We start from the raw sequence: 18,025 nt of genomic DNA, 5'->3' as shown, positions 1-18,025 counted from the left end.
GCCATTGTTACCGACCGGAGGGCCCCGCTGCTGCCGTGCGGCCGGGCTGGTGCGTACGCCGGCTCCGCGAACACTCGCAAGCCGGGTGCGGCGGCCAGCCCCGGCGCCGGAACCGGCCCGCGCCGGAGATCTCCACAGCGCCCCCCAGCGTCTCGGGCTGCCCGCCGTCGAGGTGCGCCAGGGCCTCCGCCACCGCGTATCCGATCGCCGCGAACAGTGTGCCGGTCGCGCCGGCGGTCACCGGCCGCGCCGCAGCCAGTTGAGCGGCGAGCCCCGGCCAGGCCGGGTCGCGGTCGGCCCGGTGCAGCTCGACGCAGCGCAGACACGGCCCGGCGGGCGGGCGGACCAGCGGCCCGATCACCGGTACGCCCTCGCGGACGGTCACCATGAGGTGCGGTTGGCGGCGCTGGGCGAGACCGGCGGCGAGCAGCGCGGGCGGACGGTCCGCGCCGAACTGGATCACCAGATCCATCCGGGCGGCCCGGACCGGGTGGGTGCCGGTGCCCGGTGCGACACGGTCGACCGCCGCCCGGATCGCCGGGGCCAGTGGGCGGCCCAACTCGGTAGCGGGAATGCCCGTCCCGATCAGGTCGATCGGTCGTACCGGGCCGCTGAGGTGCGGGATCACCTGGCCGACGCCGGCCTGGGCAAGCGCCAGCGCCAGCGGTCCGCCGAGGGCCCCGCCGCCGGTGAGCAGCACCCGGGCCGACCGCCGGCGGCGCAGGACCTGTGCCGGGGTGCCGGGCAACCGGGCTGCCGCCAGCGCCAACGCCCCGGCCTCGGCGGCGAGCCGGGCCCGGACCGGGCCGGCCAGGTCGCGGGGGAGCAGGGTGTGCGCCGGCACCAGCAGGCCCGCCGCGCGCAGGGCGTCCAGCAGCGTACGAGCGTCGTCGGCGGCGACCTGGGCGCCACCGGCCTCGGTCAGCACATCCCGCTCGCTGCGGGTGCCGTCGAGCAGATCAAGCAGGTGAGCGGTGCGCGGATTGGTCAGCTCCACCAGCACGGCGGGCCCGGGGCCGAGGCCGATCTGCAAAGTGTGCCGATCCCGCCAGAGCCGGCTGAGGCCGGGCAGCAGGGTGGGGCGAGGCAGCGGCGTACGACTCATGGTGACGAATCGTGACCGCATCCATGCGCTCGGTCGATCGTTGTCCACAGGCGGCCGGGGCCGTATCCAGCCTTGTCCACAGGATCTGCGGGGTTATCCACAGGCCACTGCGTGTGCTGTCGGCCACCCGACAGAGTCACCTGCGCCCCGGGTCGGCAACGGGGGCGGGACGGCCGTGTGGCCGTCCCGCCCCCGCAGATCCGTACGGGTCAGACCTTCGCCTTGCCGAGAATCCGGTTCACTGTTGTGCCGCATACCGGACACTTGCCCTTGGCCATGTTCATGCCGGTCTTCGAGACCTCCACGTGCCCCTCGAAGTCCCGCTTCTCCTTGCACTTCACGCAGTAACCGTTGTAGGTCTGGGCCTGGTCGGCCACGGTGCCCTCCTCGTCTCGTCCGCCGGTCAATACGGTTCCGGCGGAATGCCCGGCGGCGGACCTCACGGGGCGCCGGCGCTGGGTCTTTCTCCACGGCCACCTTCGTGACCGCTGGTTCGCGGACCCTACCCAGGTCTGGGCAGTTCCATGTCAGCTGTGCATCGTCACTGTGAGCAAGTCGACGTCGAGAGTGTGCATGGCGAATTAGGTCGGATAAGTCAGTTTGGCGGGGACACGCCGACCAAACCCTCACAGCCACCCCTGCGGGTGCCCCCGCGGCAGCGTCGAGCGCGGTGATCACCTACGGTGGAGGGGCGGACCGCAGGGTGCCGCCGTCGGCGTACACGGTGGGTGACGAGACGGCGTGATGGCACCTCGGCGGTGGTCCGGTCAAGAAATTTTCGGGACGCCGGGCGACCAATCACCATTTTTTGGGCGCGTGTCGCGCGGTTGACTCTTGCGGACCCCTGGTCAGTACGCATTAGCTTTCCCTCGTGACACGTAGCCGAGGCTGCGCGGCCCAGTGATGGCAGGGACGCGTAAGCCGGTCGTCGAGGTACGGCGCAGCCAGCGTCGGCGACGCACGGTGTCTGCGTACCGTGACGGTGAGCGGGTGGTCGTCCTCATCCCGGACCAGTTCTCCCGGGCCGAGGAGAGCGAGTGGGTCGACCGCATGTTGGCCCGGCTCGCCGCCCGCGAGGGTCGACTGGCCCGCTCCGACGACGAACTCGTCGCCCGAGCCAATCGGCTGATCGACCTCTACCTGGGCGGTTACGGCGAGAAGGCCCTGCCGGCCAGCGTCCGATGGGTTACCAACCAGAACGGCCGCTGGGGCTCGTGCACCCCCGCCGACCGCAGCATCCGCATCTCACACCGCGTGCGGGACATGCCCGACTGGGTGATCGACTACGTGCTGCTGCACGAGTTGACCCACCTCATCGTGCCCAGCCACAACGCCCGGTTCTGGGCGCTCGTCGGCCGGTACCCCAAGTCGGAGCGTGCGCGCGGCTACCTGGAGGGCGTCGCCGCCGCATCCTGCGCCCCCGTCCCCAGCTGACCCCGCCCCCGGGCCCAACCCAGCCCAGCCCAGCCGGTGACCCTGCCCCGGCCTGGGAGGCTTGCCCGACCTGCTCGGCTTGCCCGGCCCGCCCGGCCCGCCCGGCCTGCCCGGCCTGCCCGGCCTTGATCGACTACACATCGCCGATGTTGGAGTGTCCTGGCGTCGGGATGCCCCGACATCGCCGATGTGGAGTCGATCACCTGGCTCGCCGGCTGACTGGCACGTCTGGGCTGGCGCGGTGGGGCGGGTCTGAGGCGTGGCGCTCGGCGTGCGTGGGGCTCGGCGAGGTGGGCTCGGCGGGCCCGGTCAGGTGGGCCCGGCGGGGTGGGTCAGGCGGTGGGTCGGGGCGCTAGGGTCGGGTCATGGCGCGGCGGGTGGTGGTGGTCATGGTCGGGCCGGTGCGGTGGTCGCCGCCGGGGATCGACCTGGCGGAGTGGCGGGCAGCGCTCGCCGAGGATGTCATCGACCTGGTCGCGACCCTCAACGAGGTGGACGTGGCCGTCGCCGTGACCCCGGCAGACCGTCCGCTGGCGGACGCGCTGGTCTGGCCCGGCACCGCCGTCCACGAGGTGCCCGAGCCGACGCCGAACGCGGTGTTCGCCACGCTGGACGGCTACGACCAGGCGGCGGTGCTCGTGGGTGACGTGCCCGACCTGCCCGCGCTGACCGTCGGCAAGCTGTTGCGCCCGCTCACCACCCGGTCGGTCGCCGTCGCCCCGGCCGAGGGCGGCGGCCCGGGTCTGCTCGGAGTGGCCGTACGGCTGCCCGTGCCAGAGTGGTTGCCACCGCTCGACTTTGACACCGCAGTGCCGGCCGACGCCCGGGTCGGCGCCCCCCAACCAGGGCGCGTCGCCGTCACGGCCGGCTGGCGACGCCAGCGTGCCCCGGCCGACCTCGCCGCGCTGGACCCGGCCTTCGAAGGCTGGGAGGCAACCCGCTCGCTGCTGTCGGGCTCAGACCGCCCCGCCTGACCGCCCCGCCTGACCGCCCCGCCTGATCGGCCGGCCGTCGCCGTGCCTGGTTGCCCCGCCTGGCCGCCGCGCCGTCGACGCGTCGGCCGCCCCCCGGGGCTGTCGCGGGCGTGATCCACTCGGGTTCCCGGAAAGCGCGGCGTCCAGCCCGCGCGGACAACCCGCCTTCCAGGAAGCCGAGTGGATCATCAAGCCGCGCCGGGCGCGTGCCGGACGCCCGAGCCGGGCCGTGCCGGACGCCCGGGCCGCGCCGGGTGCGTGCCGGACGCCCGGCCCGTGCCGGACGCCCGGCCTGGCCGCGTCAGCTCTTGGTGCCGCCGTCCGTGCCGCCGTCCGTGCCGTCGCCGTCGCCGCCGCCGTCCGTGCCGCTGTCGTCGTCGGACTCGCCCGGCGCCTTCTCGTGCGCGCCGCCCGGGGCGGTGAAGTCGAAGCTGTCCAGCTCGCTCAGGTCCATGTCGTTCATCGCGAACGCCACCGGGTCGGCGAAGTCGTCGTCCGAGGGGAGGAGATCCGGGTGACCCCAGACGGCGTCCCGGCCCTCGATGCCGCGATGCTGGGTGAGCGCCGCCCACAGGGCCGCCGCCTCGCGCAGCCGGCGGGGGCGCAGCTCCAGGCCGACGAGCGCCGCGAAGGTCTGCTCGGCCGGGCCACCGGCGGCCCGGCGGCGGCGGAACGCCTCGCCCAGCCGTACGACGTTGGGCAGCCGGTCGCTGGCGGCGCTGTCCACCACGTGGCACACCCAGCCCTCGACCAGGGCCAACGCGGTCTCCAGGCGGGCCAGTGAGGCCTTCTGGGCCGGGCTGTCCTCGGGGGTGAAGATGCCTTCCAGGGCGATCGCCTGCATCGACTCCGGGTCGGTCGGGTCGACCCGGCCCATCGCCTCCTCGATCGCCTCCCGGTTGACCCGGATGCCCGAGGCGTACATCTCCACGGCGCTGAGCACGTGCCCGCGCAGCCACGGAACGTGCTGGAACAGCCGCTGGTGGGCGGCCTCACGCAGCGCCACGTAGAGGCGTACCTCGTCCTCGGGAAGTTCCAGGCCCTCGCCGTACGCGCGGATGTTGGCCGGAATCAACGCGGCCGTGCCGGCCGGGCCGAGCGGCAGCCCGATGTCGCCGGCGGAGAGCACCTCCGCGGCGAGTGAGCCGAGGGCCTGCCCGAGCTGGCCGCCGAAGAGCGCGCCACCGAGGGTGGCCACCATCGACTGCATCGGGCCGAGCTGGGCGCGCGCCTCCGGCGGCACCAGGTCACCCATCGCGCCGACCATTCGGCTGGCCACCGGGTCGCAGAGCTTGCGCCACACGTCGAGCGTCTTGAAGATCCACTCGTTGCGATTCCAGGCGACCGGGGACTGGATGCCGGACGGCCACGACGTGGCCGGCTCCAACCACAGGTCGGCCAGGCGCAACGCCTCCTCGACGGCGTTGCGCTCGTACGGCGACACGGCCGGATCACCGGCGGCGGCGAGCTGGCTGGCCGCTACCTGCCGGGCCAGGTCCCAGTTGACCGGCCCGCTGCCCGGCGCCGAGAGCAGGTGCTGCAACTGCGACATGAACTGCTGCATCTGCGCGGGATCGTTGGGGTCTGGTGGTTGCCCACCCGGGAGCGCGAAACCGAACGGAATATCAGGCACGACCTCTACGGTACGCGGGCCGCGCCCCAGGTAGTCGCCGCTGGCGTTCCGCTGAGGGCGAAGTCGTGTGACGCATCCGTCGGACCAGCCGGTGGCGATCGGTACGCTCTGGCGCATGAGACGTCGTGGCCTGACGGTCCTGCTCGGTGCCCTGTTCACCGCCCTGCTGAGCATCGGGGTGCTCCGGGTGCCGATTCCGTACGTGGTGCTCGGCCCGGGCCCGACCGTCAACACCCTCGGCACGGCCGACGGTAAGGAGGTCATCCAGGTCACCGGCCGGGAGACCTCCACGTCGGCGGGCCAACTGCGGCTGACGACGGTGGGGGTGCAGCCGACGGTGCGGCTCCGCTCGGCGATCGCCGGCTGGTTCTCCGACGATGAGGCGGTGGTGCCGCGCGAGCTGGTCTACCCGCCGGGGGAGTCGACCGAGCAGGTCGAGCAGCGCAACGCCGAGGACTTCAAGGTGTCGCAGACCAGCGCCGAGACCGCCGCGCTGCGGGAACTGGGCTTCCCGGTGCAGGTGGTGATCAAGACGGTCGCGGCGGACGGCCCGTCCGCCGGGGCGCTCAAGGTGGGCGACGTGGTCACCTCGGTCGACGGTCAGCCGGTGCCAGTGGCCGCCAAGGTCACCGAGTTGATCCGGGCCAAGCCGGCGGGTACGGCGCTGACCATCGGTTACACCCGCGACGGCACGCCGGCCACCGCGACGGTGACCAGCCGGGAGCAGGACGGTCGGCCGCGGATCGGTGTCGAGATCGACCAGCAGCAGCCTCACCCGTTCACGCTCGGCATCGACCTGGAGGACATCGGCGGGCCGAGCGCCGGTCTGATGTTCGCCCTGGGCATCGTGGACAAGCTGACCCCGGCCGACCTCACCGGCGGAAAGGTCATCGCGGGCACCGGCACCATCGACGACGAGGGCACGGTCGGTCCGATCGGCGGAATCGCCCAGAAGCTGGTCGGCGCGAAGCGGGCGGGGGCCAAGGTCTTCCTGGTGCCGGCCGACAACTGCGCCGAGGCGGTCCGTAACCCGCAGCCCGACCTGCCGTTGCTGAAGGTGGGTTCGCTGGACGAGGCGCTGACCGCGTTGGAGACGCTGCGCGCGGGTGGTCAGCCGACCCGCTGCTGACCCGTGTGACCGTGCCCCGACACGCTCAGGAACACCCCGTACTCTGGGTGCCTGATCGGAGCCGATCACATCGAGCGTGCGGAGCCAACAGTGGTAATGCGTAGCAGCAGCCCTCTGCCGAGGATGAGCCGGCGTGGCCGGGTCACCATCGCCGTCCTGGTCGGGGTGTTCGTGCTCTTCACCCTGCTCGGTTGGGGCGTCCAGGCCTGGACCGACTGGCTCTGGTTCGACGAGGTGCGCTACACCGAGGTCTTCACCGGTGTGCTCGTCACGCGGCTGCTGCTCTTCGCCGTCATCGGCCTCGGTATGGCGGTGGTCATCGGCGGCAACCTGTGGCTGGCGTACCGGCTGCGGCCGCGGCTGCGACCGCACTCGGCGGAGCAGGCCACGCTGGAGCGCTACCGGATGGCGCTCAGCCCGCGCCTCGGCACCTGGATCGCGTTGATCGCCGCCGTGATCGGCCTCTTCGCCGGGCTGTCCGCCCAGAGTCGCTGGGACCAGTGGCTGCTGTTCCGCAACGGCGGTGACTTCGGTGCCGTCGACCCGGAGTTCGGGGTGGACATCGGCTTCTACGTCTTCCAGCTCCCGTTCTGGCGCTACCTGCTCGGTGTCGGCTTCACCGCCGTGGTGCTGGCGCTGATCGGCGCGCTGGCGGTGCACTACCTCTTCGGCGGGGTCCGCCTCCAGGGGGTCGGGGACCGCATGAGCAACGCGGCGCGGGCCCACCTGAGCAGTCTTGTCGCGGTGTTCGTCCTGCTCAAGGCCCTCGCGTACGTGCTGGACCGGCGGGCGATGCTGCTCGAGTACAACGAGGGCGCCAAGCTGTACGGCGCCGGCTACGCGGACGTCAACGCGCTGCTGACGGCGAAGGAGATCCTGGCGTACATCTCGGTCGTCGTGGCCATCGCGATCGTCGTGTTCTCCAACGCCTGGATGCGCAACCTGGTGTGGCCGGGCATCTCGCTCGCCCTGCTCGGCGTCTCCGCGGTGGCGATCGGCGGCATCTACCCGTGGGCGGTGCAGACCTTCGAGGTGAAGCCGAGCGCCAAGGACAAGGAGGCGCCGTACATCCAGCGCAGCATCGACGCGACGCGGGCGGCGTTCGGGTTGGGCAGTACCGAGACCACCCCGTACGCGGCGAGCAACCTCACCCCACCGGCGAACCTGGCCACCGACACGTCAGTCGTGTCCAACGTGCGCCTGCTCGACCCGCAGTTGGTCAGCGAGACGTACACCCAGCTCCAGCAGGTCCGGGGCTTCTACGACTTCGGCCCCAAGCTGGACATCGACCGCTACGGGGTGAACGGCAAGACGTCCGACTACGTCGTCGGCGTCCGCGAGATCAACTACGGCGAGTTGACCGACCAGCAGAACACGTGGATCAACCGGCACACCGTCTACACCCACGGGTACGGCCTGGTGGCCGCCCCGGCGAACCAGGTGGTGTGCGGCGGGCAGCCGTTCTTCGTCTCCGGCTTCCTCGGCGAGCGGACCCAGGAGGCGTGCTCCTCGCAGACCGAGCAGATCCCCGCCAAGCAGCCGCGCATCTACTACGGCGAGCGGATGGCCGCCGACGACTACGCGATCGTCGGGCAGTCCGACCCGAACAAGAAGGCCGAGTTCGACAGGCCCGTCGGTGAGGGCGGCGGCGAGTCCTACACCTACACCGGCGAGGGCGGCGTCAAGCTCGATTCCTTCTCGCGGCGGCTCCTCTACGCCATCAAGGAGCAGGAGTCGAACTTCCTGCTCTCCGAGGCGGTCAACAAGGACTCCAAGCTGCTGTACGTGCGCAACCCGCGGGACCGGGTCGAGAAGGTCGCGCCCTTCCTCACGCTGGACGGTGACCCGTACCCGGCGGTGGTCGACGGCCGGGTGCAGTGGATCGTCGACGGCTACACGACGGCCGCCACCTTCCCGTACGCCGAGCGCGTCAACCTCCAGGTCGAGACGACCGACGAGCTGACCAACCGGGGCACCTTCCAACTGGCCCGGGAGAACGTCAACTACATGCGCAACTCGGTGAAGGCCACCGTCGACGCGTACGACGGCACCGTGACGCTCTACGAGTACGACGACACCGACCCGGTGCTCAAGGCGTGGAACAAGGCGTTCGGCGGTGACCTGATCAAGCCGAAGGCGGACATCCCGGTCGAGTTGAACGAGCACTTCCGCTACCCGGCGGACATGTTCAAGGTGCAGCGCAATCTGCTCACCAAGTTCCACGTGACCAACCCGGGTGACTTCTACTCCGCGCAGGACTTCTGGCAGGTGCCGAACGTGCCGGACGCGCCGGACAGCGGGCAGAAGCAGCCGCCGTACTACCTGTTCACCCAGTTCCCCGGGCAGGAGAGCCCCCGGTTCCAGCTCACCTCGGCGGTCACCCCGAACGGCCGGCAGAACCTGGCCGCGCTGATCTCCGGGTCGTACGTCGACGGGAAACCCCGACTCGAGGTGCTGGAGTTGCCGGACCAGACCCGGATCTCCGGGCCGGTGCAGGTGCATCAGCAGATGACCAACAACGCGAACATCCGTCAGCAGCTCAACCTGCTCTCCAGCAACCAGGCGCAGGTGCAGTACGGCAACCTGCTGTCGCTGCCCTTCGCCGACGGGATGCTCTACGTCGAGCCGGTCTACGTGAAGAGCAACCAGCAGGACGCGTACCCGCTGTTGCAGAAGGTGCTGCTCTCCTACGGTGACGGCGGCTCGTTCGTGGCGCTCGCCGACAACATCAACGACGGCATCAAGCAGTTGGTCGATCAGGGTAAGAAGGCCGGGCAGGGCACCTCGCCGCCGCCTACCACGGGTGGCAACCCGACCAGCCCGTCGCCGGGCGCGACGCCGAGCGCGACCCCGAGCGCGACCCCGACGCCGGGCGGCACCGCCCCGCCGGCCGGCGATCTGGCCGTCGCCGCGGACCGGGTGCAGTCCGCCATCACGGAGGTCCGCGCCGCGCAGACCTCCGGGGACTTCGAGCGGTACGGCCGCGCGCTGAAGGCGTTGGACGAGGCGCTGACCGCGTTCCAGCAGGCGCAGCAGGCGAGCGGCGGCGCGCCCCCGCCGTCCGGCACCCCGAGCGCCACGCCGGGCGGCTAACCAGCCGCTCGTCCGGCACACCGGAGCCCTCGACGTCGGACCCCCGGGTCCGGACGTCGGGGGCTCCGTCGCATCCGTTCCGAATGCCGGCCTGTCGCCTCTCCGACACGCTTTGTCCAGCCGGCCCGCAACCCCGGCCGGCCCCCTGCCGTCCTTGATGCATCGGGGCGCGGACAAGGGGGCAGTCGTGAGGGACGCACAGAGCTTCGACGATTTCTACCGTGGCACCGTCCGGCGGATGATCCGCTACGGCTACGCGGTGACCGGTGACCACACCGAGGCGCAGGACGTCGTGCAGGAGGCGTTCGCGCGGGCGTGGCGGCAATGGGGGCGGCTCGCCGAGCACCCGGCGCCCGAGGCGTGGCTGCGGCTGGTGGTCTCCCGGTTGGCGAACGACCGGTGGCGGCACCTGCACCGTCGGCGGCTCCTGCTGAGCCGCAGCGGTCCGCCGCCGACCGCGCCCCCTCCGGGCGAGGACGGGGTGCTGCTCGTGGGCGCGCTCCGTCAACTGCCGGCCGCGCAGCGACAGGCGCTGGCTCTGCACTACCTCTTCGACATGTCGGTCGAGGAGATCGCCCGGGAGGCCGACGTGCCGGTCGGCACCGTCAAGTCCTGGTTGTCCCGCGGCCGGTGCCGGCTGGCCGTCCTGCTGCCCGACGTCCACATCGACGAACTGGAGGCGAACGATGTCCGCTGAACTCTCCGACCTGTACCGATCGCTCACCGTCGCCGCGGACGACGTGACGGTGGCGCATCCCGAGGTGGTCCGGCGGCACGCCGACCGGCGGGCCCGCGTCCGAGCGGCGGGTAGCGCGCTGGCGGTCGCGGTGCTGCTCGGTGGGGCCGCCGTCGGTGGACGCCTGGTGTTTCCCGTGGACGGATCCGCGCCGCTGCCGCCACCGGCCGACACGCCGGCCCCGCCGTCGGTCGCGGGCAGTTCCACACCCACCCCGTCGGCGTCCGCGCCGCCCACGCCGCAATCGTCGTCCCCGACGCCGTCGCACACCACCGCAGCGGGTACGCGGTCGGTCGCGCCCACCGGCCAGGCGACCGCCCACGCGCCCACCTCGATCCCGGACCGGGCCTTCTTCGTCCTGGCGGCCGCCAATCGGACCGGTCTGGAATCGACCGCCGCCGGGCCGGTCCTGCCGACGCTGTGCGGCGCCCGGTACGCCAGCGAGTCGGCGGTGGTGCAGCGCCGCGCCCGGTCGATCGCCTACAAGCGGCCGGAGACCCCGGCAGGGAACGTGCCGGACGGCAGTTACCGGCACAGCATCACCATCTACCGTCCTGGCCGCGCCGACGACGCGCTGCGGGAGCTGCGACAGGCCGTCCGCGCCTGCCCGGAACAGAAGTCGCCCGACGACGCCAGGGTGTGGCGGCAGCGCCTGCTGGACCCGGGGACGTACGGCGACGAGTCGGTGCTGTTCGAGCTGCGCGCCCCGTACCCGACGGGCATGGGTGACCCGGGCGCGTACGAGGTGCGGCTGGTCCGGATGGTCCGGGTCGACGACGTGGTGACGGTGCTCTGGGAGCAGGGCTGGGAGTACACCGCCGCCGAGCGCGCCCAGGTGGACGCCGACAGTCGGCGTGCGGTGGCGGCGATCGAGAACTGGCTGGGCTGACGGCGGTATCGGAGTCGCTTTGCGGTGCCCCGGGTCGGTGCGCTACGGTTAGCGAGCCGACGCGGGGTGGAGCAGCTCGGTAGCTCGCTGGGCTCATAACCCAGAGGTCGCAGGTTCAAATCCTGTCCCCGCTACGAGAGAGAAAGCCCGTCTCCGATCTTCCGGAGGCGGGCTTTCGTCATCGTCGCGTCCGCTCGCGCGCGATGGCCCGGCGGTGACCCCCGCTGATCATCGCCGGGACGAGTGGGTTAAGCTTTAACAGCCGACGCGGGGTGGAGCAGCTCGGTAGCTCGCTGGGCTCATAACCCAGAGGTCGCAGGTTCAAATCCTGTCCCCGCTACCACGAGGTACGACAAGAACCCGGTCCCCTGAGGGGACCGGGTTCTCCTCATTCCGGTCGACGTCGCCGCCCGCGCGGGCGGGGGCCGGCGCGAACCGGCCCCCGCACACATGTCACCGCAGGCCGAAGGCCCGCATGACGGTCTGGGTGACGCCACCGCCGTTGCGCTGCTTGGCGGTGACCCGGATCGACACGTACCCGGCCCGGCCCGGCGCGTTCAGGGCCGCCGTCCAGGCGCCCTTGCGCTCCTTGAGGCTCTGCCGTTGCCAGGTGCGTCCGTCGTCGTACGACACCTCGAGACCGAGCGAGGAGACGCCGTCCTTCGCGGCCGTGCTGCCGACCACCACCGGGGTGATGGTGAGGTCGTTCCGGCGCGGGGCGCGGCCCGCCAGGTCCACGTCGGTGCCGTAGTCCAACTGGACCAGCGGCATCGCCTGCACGTCCGTGCCGGTGACAGCGCCGGAGAAGAAGGTCCAGTCGGTACGCGTGCTCGACGAGTACGGGCTGAACTCCGGCTTGGTCTCCGTCTCGACGACCAGCCGGTACGGTGACCGCTCCGCCGGCAGGTCACCGGCGAACAGCTCCGGCCAGTTCTCGAACTGCACCAGTTGTCGGTCGCCCTGGTAGAACGAGATTCGTTGCAGCATGGCGGCCCCGCCGCTGTGCGCGGATCCCCCGTCGCCGAATCCCTGGATGTAGGCGCTGATCCCGAACTCGCCCCGGAACGGGATGTCGTACGTCAGCAGGCGTGGCCGCGTGATGGGCCCGAACCAGCGGTCCTTCTGCACGCTGCCCGGCCGGTACGCGATCTCATCCGTGTACGACCGCCCCCAGTCGAGCACATCGGCGAACTGCTTCCACCGGACGCCGTCGCCGGCGGAGACCCAGTCGGTACGCGGTCCGGGGGCCACCGGCTGGAAGCGGAACCCACGAGCGGCCGCCCACTCGTACGGCGGGAAGTCCGTCCGGGTCTCGGCGGCCTGCTGGCCAGGGGGCGGGGCGAACACGAGGTCGATCCGGGCGAGGTGCTTCGGGTCGGTCCTGGGCGACGGGTCGACGGGTACGCCGCCACGGTGATAGTCGACCAGGTCGTACAGGTATCGCGACGACGGGTGGGCGGTGACGGTGAGGCGTACCCCCTTGCGGCCGGCGGCGGTGATCTTGCCGATCAGGCTCTCGCCCTCGCCCGCGACCAGTGACGCGACCGGGAGCGGCCCGTTCGTCGTACCGTCGGATTCGCCATACCACTCGCTGGCGCGGCCCTCGCCGTCGTTGACGACCAGGAGCAGCGCCGCGCCGGCGGCGGTCGCCGCCTTGACCCGGTCCGACGGGGACACGGCGTCGTCGCGCCGGACGACGACGGCCTTGCCGCGGGCCGGGACCCCGGCGTAGTCCGCCGTCGCGCCGGTGCCGGCGAAGACGGCGTCCAGGCGCCTGGTGCCGTCGGTCAGCGGGCGGGCGCCCGGCTGGGCGAGTGGGTCACCGGTACGACGGCCGTCGTGGCTGATCTCCAGTGGCGTCTGCTCCGCCCGGATCCGGGTGGTGAAGACGAAGCTGCCCTGCCGCACCGCGCCCCTGGTGGGGAGCGCCCACAGACTGTCGTAGGTGGCGCCGGGCCAGAACGTCTCGCGCACGGCGCTCGAGTCGCTGGGCGTCGGCTCGCGCGAGGTGAACGAGCGGTAGACGTCGATGCGGCTGTTGGTGACGGCCGTCGGCTGCGCTGTCGCCACCTTCACCTGACGGGCCGCCGAGGCGTCGAGTACGACGACCCGGTTGGTCGTCAGCTCGACCTCGGGCACGGTCAGCATCGCGAGGCCGAGGGAGCCGTCGCCGTGCAGGCCCTCGACGTCGACCGCGCCGACCACCGTGTAGGAGCCGGGGGCCCATCGGCTGACGAGTTTTCCATCCCGTACCCACATGAAGGTGGAGACGCCGTCGGCGCTGACGATCTCGACCTCGCCGCTCATCGGCCGGCCGCCGCGGTCCCTCAGGTGGATCGTGAGGTCGTACTTCCTGGATTCCACCGCGATCCCGACGGCCGTGTGCACGACGCCGGCCGCGTGGCGGGCGGTGACCCGGGCGGAGTACCGGCCGGCGGTCAGCGCCTTCGGGTCCACCACGACGTCGACCGCCGAGGTGCCCCGCGCGGGGACCGTCACCTGGCCGGCACCGACCGCGAACGTCGTGGCGGGAGCGTCGGCGCCCTCGACGGCGAGCGTCAAGGTGATGGCGCTGTCCGTGGTGTTGGTGTAGGTGATCTTCCGGGTGATCGGCTTCGGCTGCGCACCGGGCGACCACGGGACGAGTCCGGCGTCGACCGATCCGGTCGCGATGATCTGGTCCTGGTGGTAGGCGGCGGCCACGTTCAACCGACCACTACCGGCCCGGTAGGCGCTGTAGTCGGGCGTGGGCACGCTGGTGCCCATGAGGGCGTCCTTGATCTGGCTGGCGCTCCAGCTGGGGTGCTTCTGCGCCAGCAGGGCGGCGGCTCCGGCGACGTGCGGCGCCGCCATCGAGGTGCCGCTGTCCAGACGGTAGAAGCCCTCGCCCCACTCGATGTGCTGCGAGCGCGCCGCCAGCACGTCGACGCCGGGGGCGGTCAGGTCGGGCTTGAGGCCGTCGTCGATCATCCGGGGCCCGGCGCTGGAGAAGTCGGCCAGGTGGTCGGTGGCGTCCACCGCGCCGATGGTGAGCGCGGCGTCCGCGGTCCCGGGCGCGCCCAGGGTGTACGGGTCGGGACCGCTGTTGCCGGCCGAGACGACGAAGAGCGCGCCGGTCTCGGCGGTCAGTTGGTTGACGGACTGGCTCAGTGGATCGTCCTGGCTGTGCCACGCGCTGACGCCCAGGCTCATGTTGATCACCTTGGCGTGTTCGGTCCGTGCCGCCCACTCCATGCCGGCGATGATCCCGGAGATCGAGCCGCTTCCGAAGTCGTCGAGGACCTTGCCGATCACCAGGTCGGCGCCGGGGGCGACGCCCCGCTCCCGACCATCCGACGCGGCGACCGTCCCGCCGACCGTGGAGGCCGTGTGGGTGCCGTGCCCGTTACGGTCGATGACATCCTGGCCGGGGATGAAGCTTCGGGACGCCACGATCCGGTTCACCAGGTCCGGATGGGTCGTGTCCACTCCGGTGTCCAGCACGGCCACCCGTACGCCTGCGCCCGTCCCACCGGCGGCCCAGGCCGCCGGTGCGCCGATCTGAGCGGTGGTGTCGGCGAGGGCGGCCTTCGCCCTGCCATCGAGCCACACCTTGTCGATGCCGGCCGTGAAGGAGGGCGTCGCGGCGGCGGCGCGGGCCGTCGACGCCGTCCCGCCGGGCTGGCGGCCGCCGATGAGGGCCGACCAGAAGTCGGCGGCCCGGGGGCGGTGGGCGCGGATCGCCTGGCCACGGACCGACGGCAGGTCCAACGTGGTCTCCGCGCCCGGCAGGTCGGTGCGGCTCCGCAGCGCCGCCGAGCCCGTGGTGCGGGTGACGACCAGGGGGAGCGCGTCGGCTCGCGCGTCGTCGAAGCCCTGAGCGACGAGTTGGGTGACGTCGAAGAGCTGCTTGTCGAGGCGACCGGTGGCCAGGTACGGCAGCGCCTCGTCCGGGTACACGTAGGTGTCGCGGCCCTCGGTGGCGATGCGTACGGCGCCGGTGGCGCCCGGGGCGCGGACGACGTCCACCGTGGGCGTCGTGCCGTCGCGCCCGGGGGTCAGAGTCACCCGGTCGCCGGTGACGAGCGTGACCGTCACGGGTGCCGCCTGGGCGTCAGCCGCCCGGCCCGGCGGCGCCGTCGGGGGTGGGGACGCCGGAGCGCCGTGGGCCGTCGTCGGGGTGACGAGAGCGGCGACGAGGGTGACGCCTACCGCTGCTGTCGCAGATCTTCGGGTGAGAGAGAACCGCACGGTGCCTCCTGAGATGACCAGTTGCCGAATCCGATCATCTGGATGGATTGATGTAAAGATCATCTCTTTTACCGTGTGGTTGCGGGCGCATTGCGCGGCCGGCCGTGCCCGGTCCCGTGAATTTGGCGTTTACCGCCGTGCCGAGGTTGCGCCCTTCGGCGAGGATGGGCGCATGTCTTCCTTCGGCAAGTGGTGGGGCCGGCTCAGCGCGGTCCTCGGTGCGGTCGTCCTGGCGGTCTTCGTGCCGGTCGCGGCCTGGGCGTCCACGGGGACCGGCGAGGTCGTGATGGAGGCCGCGCGGCGGCGCCGGGGCGGCGGCGGCTTCGGCTTCCTCGGTCTGCTCTGCTGCCTCGTGGTGGTGGCGATCATCGTGTTCCTGGTGCTGCGTCTCACGCGTAACCGTCGCGGCGGCCCGCCGCGCTGATCCGTCGCGCCCACGGGTCGAGGCGCGGCCCGTCGCGCTGACGACCCGGGCTCAGCCCGCCAGGGCGCCGATGGCCTGGGACAGGAAGCGGGCGGTGGCCTCCCGGGTGCCGTCCCGCTTCACCCGGACCCGCTCGGCGGCGGTGACCAGCAGGGTGCGTACCTTGGCGTGGCCCTTCGGCGGCGGTGACGGCGCCGGTCCGAGCTGGTCGGCCAGGCTCTCGCCGAGAGCGGCGGCGCGCTGCTGGGCCGGGTCGGTGATGCTGCCCTGGGTGTACCGGCGAACGGCGAGGCTGGGGTTGAGGCCCCGCTCGTGACCGAGGACCGTGCCGGCCTCGCCGTTGGTGGTCAAAAAGTTGATCACGTCGGCCACGGTGTCCGCGTGACGGGTGCCCCGGAAGCCGGCCCAGTACATCGACGCGCGGGCCCACTGTGCCCCCGGCGGCCCCGGGAAGCCCACCACGCCCAGCTCGGAGTCGGTGAGTCGTTGCAGCTCCGGCAGTTGGTGGGACCAGGCGAAAGACGCGGCCGTCAACCCGGTGACCACCGGCTGCCGGGACGGCTCCCCGCTGTCGGCCTGCTCGACGAGGGCCGCGCCCGGCGTCGCGCGGCCGGCGCGGGCCCGCTGCCACAGCTCGAACCAGGCGATCAGCTCGTCGGCGCCGAAGCCCAGTTCCCGACCCCGGTAGAACTCGCCACCCTGGGACCGGAGCCAGAGCCAGAGGGCGCGGTAGTCGCCGGACGCGTCCATCGTGCCGGCCACCTGGCCGTCGCTGGCCTCGGTGACCAGCTGTGCCCACGCGATGTAGTCCGCCCAGGACATTCCGCCGCGCGGTTCGGGCACCTGTAGCTCGCGCAGCAGGTCCCGGTTGAAGACCACGGCGGCGAGGGTCTGCCCGGCCGCGACCCCCGTCGTCCGCCCGTCCACCGTGCCGTACCGGACCAGACCCTCCGGCAGGCCACGCAGGTCCAGTCGGTGATCCGCGATCGGCTGGCTCAGGTCGAGCGTGATCTGGCGTTGGGTGTACTCGGCCAGCATCGAGTCGTCGAGCTGGATCAGGTCCGGGACGTTCCCGCCGGCCGCCTGGGTGGCCAGCCGCTCGTAGTAGCCGTCGGCGCCCTGCCAGGTCACCCGGAAGGTGACCCCCGGGTTGCGCTCGGAGTACAGCCGGAGGACCTTCTCCGTCAGCTCGGCCCGCTTGGTCCCGCCCCACCAGAAGACCGACAGCTCGACCGGGCCGTTCCCGGTCGAGGTGTCGGCGCCGTCGCTGCACCCGGCCAGTCCACCGGTGGCCAGCAGGGGAGCGCCGAACAGAGCGGCGAGCACCCGGCGTCGGCCCGGGTCGGCGCCAAATCGGTCGATCGGGGGACGAACAGCGGGCACGGGGTCTCCTGGCACCGACGGACGGGGGTCGGACCATTCACGCAGGCGGCGCAGGAGGGTGTCAACGTCCGTCCGGTCACCCCGGTCGGCCCGTGGGCCCAGGGGTGGCCGGACGGACCCGCCGGTGTCACGTGGTGTACTAGGGCACGTGGAACTTCTGCACTCCGGCAAGGTCCGGGACGTGTACGCCGACGGCGACGACCTGATCCTGGTCGCGTCGGACCGCATCTCGATCTACGACGTGCCGTTGCCGACACCGATCCCGGACAAGGGTCGACTGCTCACCGCGCTCTCGTTGTGGTGGTTCGAGCAGCTCGCCGACCTGGTGCCGAACCACGTCATCTCGGCCACCGACGTGCCGGCCGAGTTCGCCGGCCGGGCGATCCGCTGCCAGCGGCTCGACATGGTCCCCGTCGAGTGTGTCGCCCGCGGCTACCTCACCGGCGGCGGCCTGCGCGAGTACGAGCGCACCGGAACGGTCTCCGGCGTACCGCTGCCCCGAGGGCTCGTCGAGGCGTCGATCCTGCCCGAGCCGATCTTCACCCCGTCGAGCAAGGCGCCGGCCGGCGAGCACGACGAGCCGATCACGTACGACGACGTGGTGGCCAAGGTGGGCCAGGAGACCGCCGAGCGGCTGCGGCAGATCACCCTCGACATCTACCGGCGCGGGGCCGAACTGGCCGCCGACCGGGGCATCCTGATCGCCGACACCAAGATCGAACTGGGCTGGGCGCCGGACGGCACCCTGGTGCTCGCCGACGAGCTGCTGACCTCCGACTCGTCGCGGTTCTGGCCCGCCGAGTCGTACCAGCCGGGCCGCGTGCAGTTCTCCTACGACAAGCAGTACGTGCGGGACTGGGCCACCGGTAGCGGCTGGAACAAGCTGCCGCCCGCACCGGACGTACCCGCCGAGGTCGTCGAGGCGACCCGGGCCCGCTACGTCGAGGTGTACGAGAAGCTCACCGGCAACCGCTGGGAGTGACCGCTCGGCCTGG

The 18,025-nt window shown here is 72.1% G+C and carries 13 protein-coding genes and 2 tRNA genes; 10 read left to right on the top strand and 5 right to left on the bottom strand.

Annotation, left to right across the window (positions count from 1 at the left end; genetic code table 11):
- Positions 1–7: 7 nt before the first annotated feature.
- Both ABZ272_RS15275 and ABZ272_RS15270 read right to left on the bottom strand, forming a co-directional pair.
- A complete protein-coding gene (locus tag ABZ272_RS15275; protein WP_355050567.1) occupies positions 8–1,105 on the bottom strand; it encodes a hypothetical protein in 1,098 nt (365 codons plus the stop codon).
- A gap of 209 nt (positions 1,106–1,314) precedes the next feature.
- Positions 1,315–1,482 (bottom strand): DUF5679 domain-containing protein, encoded by a 168-nt coding sequence (locus ABZ272_RS15270; RefSeq protein WP_007464795.1) that lies wholly within the window; start codon positions 1,480–1,482, stop codon positions 1,315–1,317.
- A 526-nt stretch (positions 1,483–2,008) separates the two neighbouring features.
- Between ABZ272_RS15270 and ABZ272_RS15265 the strand changes: the two genes are divergently transcribed.
- Both ABZ272_RS15265 and ABZ272_RS15260 read left to right on the top strand, forming a co-directional pair.
- On the top strand, positions 2,009–2,539 hold the full coding sequence (locus ABZ272_RS15265; protein WP_355050566.1) for a M48 family metallopeptidase: 531 nt from the start codon (positions 2,009–2,011) through the stop codon (positions 2,537–2,539).
- 365 nt (positions 2,540–2,904) lie between these two features.
- Positions 2,905–3,513, top strand: a complete 609-nt coding sequence (locus ABZ272_RS15260) for a hypothetical protein (RefSeq protein ID WP_355050565.1) — start codon at positions 2,905–2,907, stop codon at positions 3,511–3,513.
- A gap of 301 nt (positions 3,514–3,814) precedes the next feature.
- Here the strand turns inward: ABZ272_RS15260 and ABZ272_RS15255 are convergent, their stop codons facing one another.
- Positions 3,815–5,146: a zinc-dependent metalloprotease gene (locus tag ABZ272_RS15255; protein ID WP_355050564.1), complete on the bottom strand. Its 1,332-nt coding sequence runs from the start codon at positions 5,144–5,146 to the stop codon at positions 3,815–3,817.
- 115 nt (positions 5,147–5,261) lie between these two features.
- Here ABZ272_RS15255 and ABZ272_RS15250 point away from each other — a divergent pair, with 115 nt between their 5' ends.
- The 6 genes from ABZ272_RS15250 to ABZ272_RS15225 all read left to right on the top strand — a co-directional run bounded on the left by ABZ272_RS15250 (position 5,262) and on the right by ABZ272_RS15225 (position 11,336).
- Positions 5,262–6,275: a PDZ domain-containing protein gene (locus tag ABZ272_RS15250; RefSeq protein ID WP_355050563.1), complete on the top strand. Its 1,014-nt coding sequence runs from the start codon at positions 5,262–5,264 to the stop codon at positions 6,273–6,275.
- A 96-nt stretch (positions 6,276–6,371) separates the two neighbouring features.
- Entirely contained in the window at positions 6,372–9,368 is a 2,997-nt protein-coding gene (locus ABZ272_RS15245; RefSeq protein ID WP_355050562.1) for a UPF0182 family protein, read from the top strand.
- Between the two features lie 187 nt (positions 9,369–9,555).
- Complete coding sequence (locus ABZ272_RS15240; protein ID WP_355050561.1) at positions 9,556–10,065, top strand: SigE family RNA polymerase sigma factor; 510 nt, start codon at positions 9,556–9,558, stop codon at positions 10,063–10,065.
- A complete protein-coding gene (locus tag ABZ272_RS15235) occupies positions 10,055–10,993 on the top strand; it encodes a hypothetical protein (protein WP_355050560.1) in 939 nt (312 codons plus the stop codon). The genes ABZ272_RS15240 and ABZ272_RS15235 overlap by 11 nt, the downstream gene beginning before the upstream one ends.
- A gap of 60 nt (positions 10,994–11,053) precedes the next feature.
- Positions 11,054–11,127 (top strand) — tRNA-Met (locus tag ABZ272_RS15230).
- 132 nt (positions 11,128–11,259) lie between these two features.
- Positions 11,260–11,336: transfer RNA gene (locus tag ABZ272_RS15225), tRNA-Met, on the top strand.
- 110 nt (positions 11,337–11,446) lie between these two features.
- Here the strand turns inward: ABZ272_RS15225 and ABZ272_RS15220 are convergent.
- Entirely contained in the window at positions 11,447–15,223 is a 3,777-nt protein-coding gene (locus ABZ272_RS15220) for a S8 family serine peptidase (RefSeq protein WP_355050559.1), read from the bottom strand.
- Between the two features lie 172 nt (positions 15,224–15,395).
- On the opposite strand from ABZ272_RS15220, the gene ABZ272_RS15215 reads away from it, so the two are divergent.
- A complete protein-coding gene (locus ABZ272_RS15215) occupies positions 15,396–15,647 on the top strand; it encodes a hypothetical protein (protein WP_355050558.1) in 252 nt (83 codons plus the stop codon).
- Between the two features lie 51 nt (positions 15,648–15,698).
- Here ABZ272_RS15215 and ABZ272_RS15210 read toward each other — a convergent pair whose 3' ends face one another.
- Positions 15,699–17,030 carry an extracellular solute-binding protein gene (locus tag ABZ272_RS15210; RefSeq protein ID WP_355050557.1) on the bottom strand — a complete coding sequence of 444 codons (1,332 nt, stop codon included), beginning with the start codon at positions 17,028–17,030 and terminating at the stop codon, positions 15,699–15,701.
- A 148-nt stretch (positions 17,031–17,178) separates the two neighbouring features.
- Between ABZ272_RS15210 and ABZ272_RS15205 the strand changes: the two genes are divergently transcribed.
- Positions 17,179–18,012, top strand: coding sequence for a phosphoribosylaminoimidazolesuccinocarboxamide synthase (locus tag ABZ272_RS15205; RefSeq protein ID WP_355050556.1), 834 nt, complete (start codon positions 17,179–17,181; stop codon positions 18,010–18,012).
- The last annotated feature ends 13 nt before the right edge of the window (positions 18,013–18,025 follow it).

Source organism: Micromonospora sp. NPDC005979 (assembly GCF_040614415.1).
Lineage (GTDB): Bacteria > Actinomycetota > Actinomycetes > Mycobacteriales > Micromonosporaceae > Micromonospora.
The sequence above is the reverse complement of the archived record's forward strand: the minus strand, read 5'-3'. Positions and strand labels throughout refer to the sequence as shown.

Excerpts from the sequence above, each read along its gene's own strand:
- ABZ272_RS15275 (WP_355050567.1), bottom strand. The coding sequence starts at position 1,105 with ATGAGTCGTACGCCGCTGCCTCGCCCCACCCTGCTGCCCGGCCTCAGC.
- ABZ272_RS15265 (WP_355050566.1), top strand. The coding sequence starts at position 2,009 with ATGGCAGGGACGCGTAAGCCGGTCGTCGAGGTACGGCGCAGCCAGCGT.
- ABZ272_RS15260 (WP_355050565.1), top strand. The coding sequence starts at position 2,905 with ATGGCGCGGCGGGTGGTGGTGGTCATGGTCGGGCCGGTGCGGTGGTCG.
- ABZ272_RS15250 (WP_355050563.1), top strand. The coding sequence starts at position 5,262 with ATGAGACGTCGTGGCCTGACGGTCCTGCTCGGTGCCCTGTTCACCGCC.
- ABZ272_RS15245 (WP_355050562.1), top strand. The coding sequence starts at position 6,372 with ATGCGTAGCAGCAGCCCTCTGCCGAGGATGAGCCGGCGTGGCCGGGTC.
- ABZ272_RS15235 (WP_355050560.1), top strand. The coding sequence starts at position 10,055 with ATGTCCGCTGAACTCTCCGACCTGTACCGATCGCTCACCGTCGCCGCG.
- ABZ272_RS15215 (WP_355050558.1), top strand. The coding sequence starts at position 15,396 with ATGTCTTCCTTCGGCAAGTGGTGGGGCCGGCTCAGCGCGGTCCTCGGT.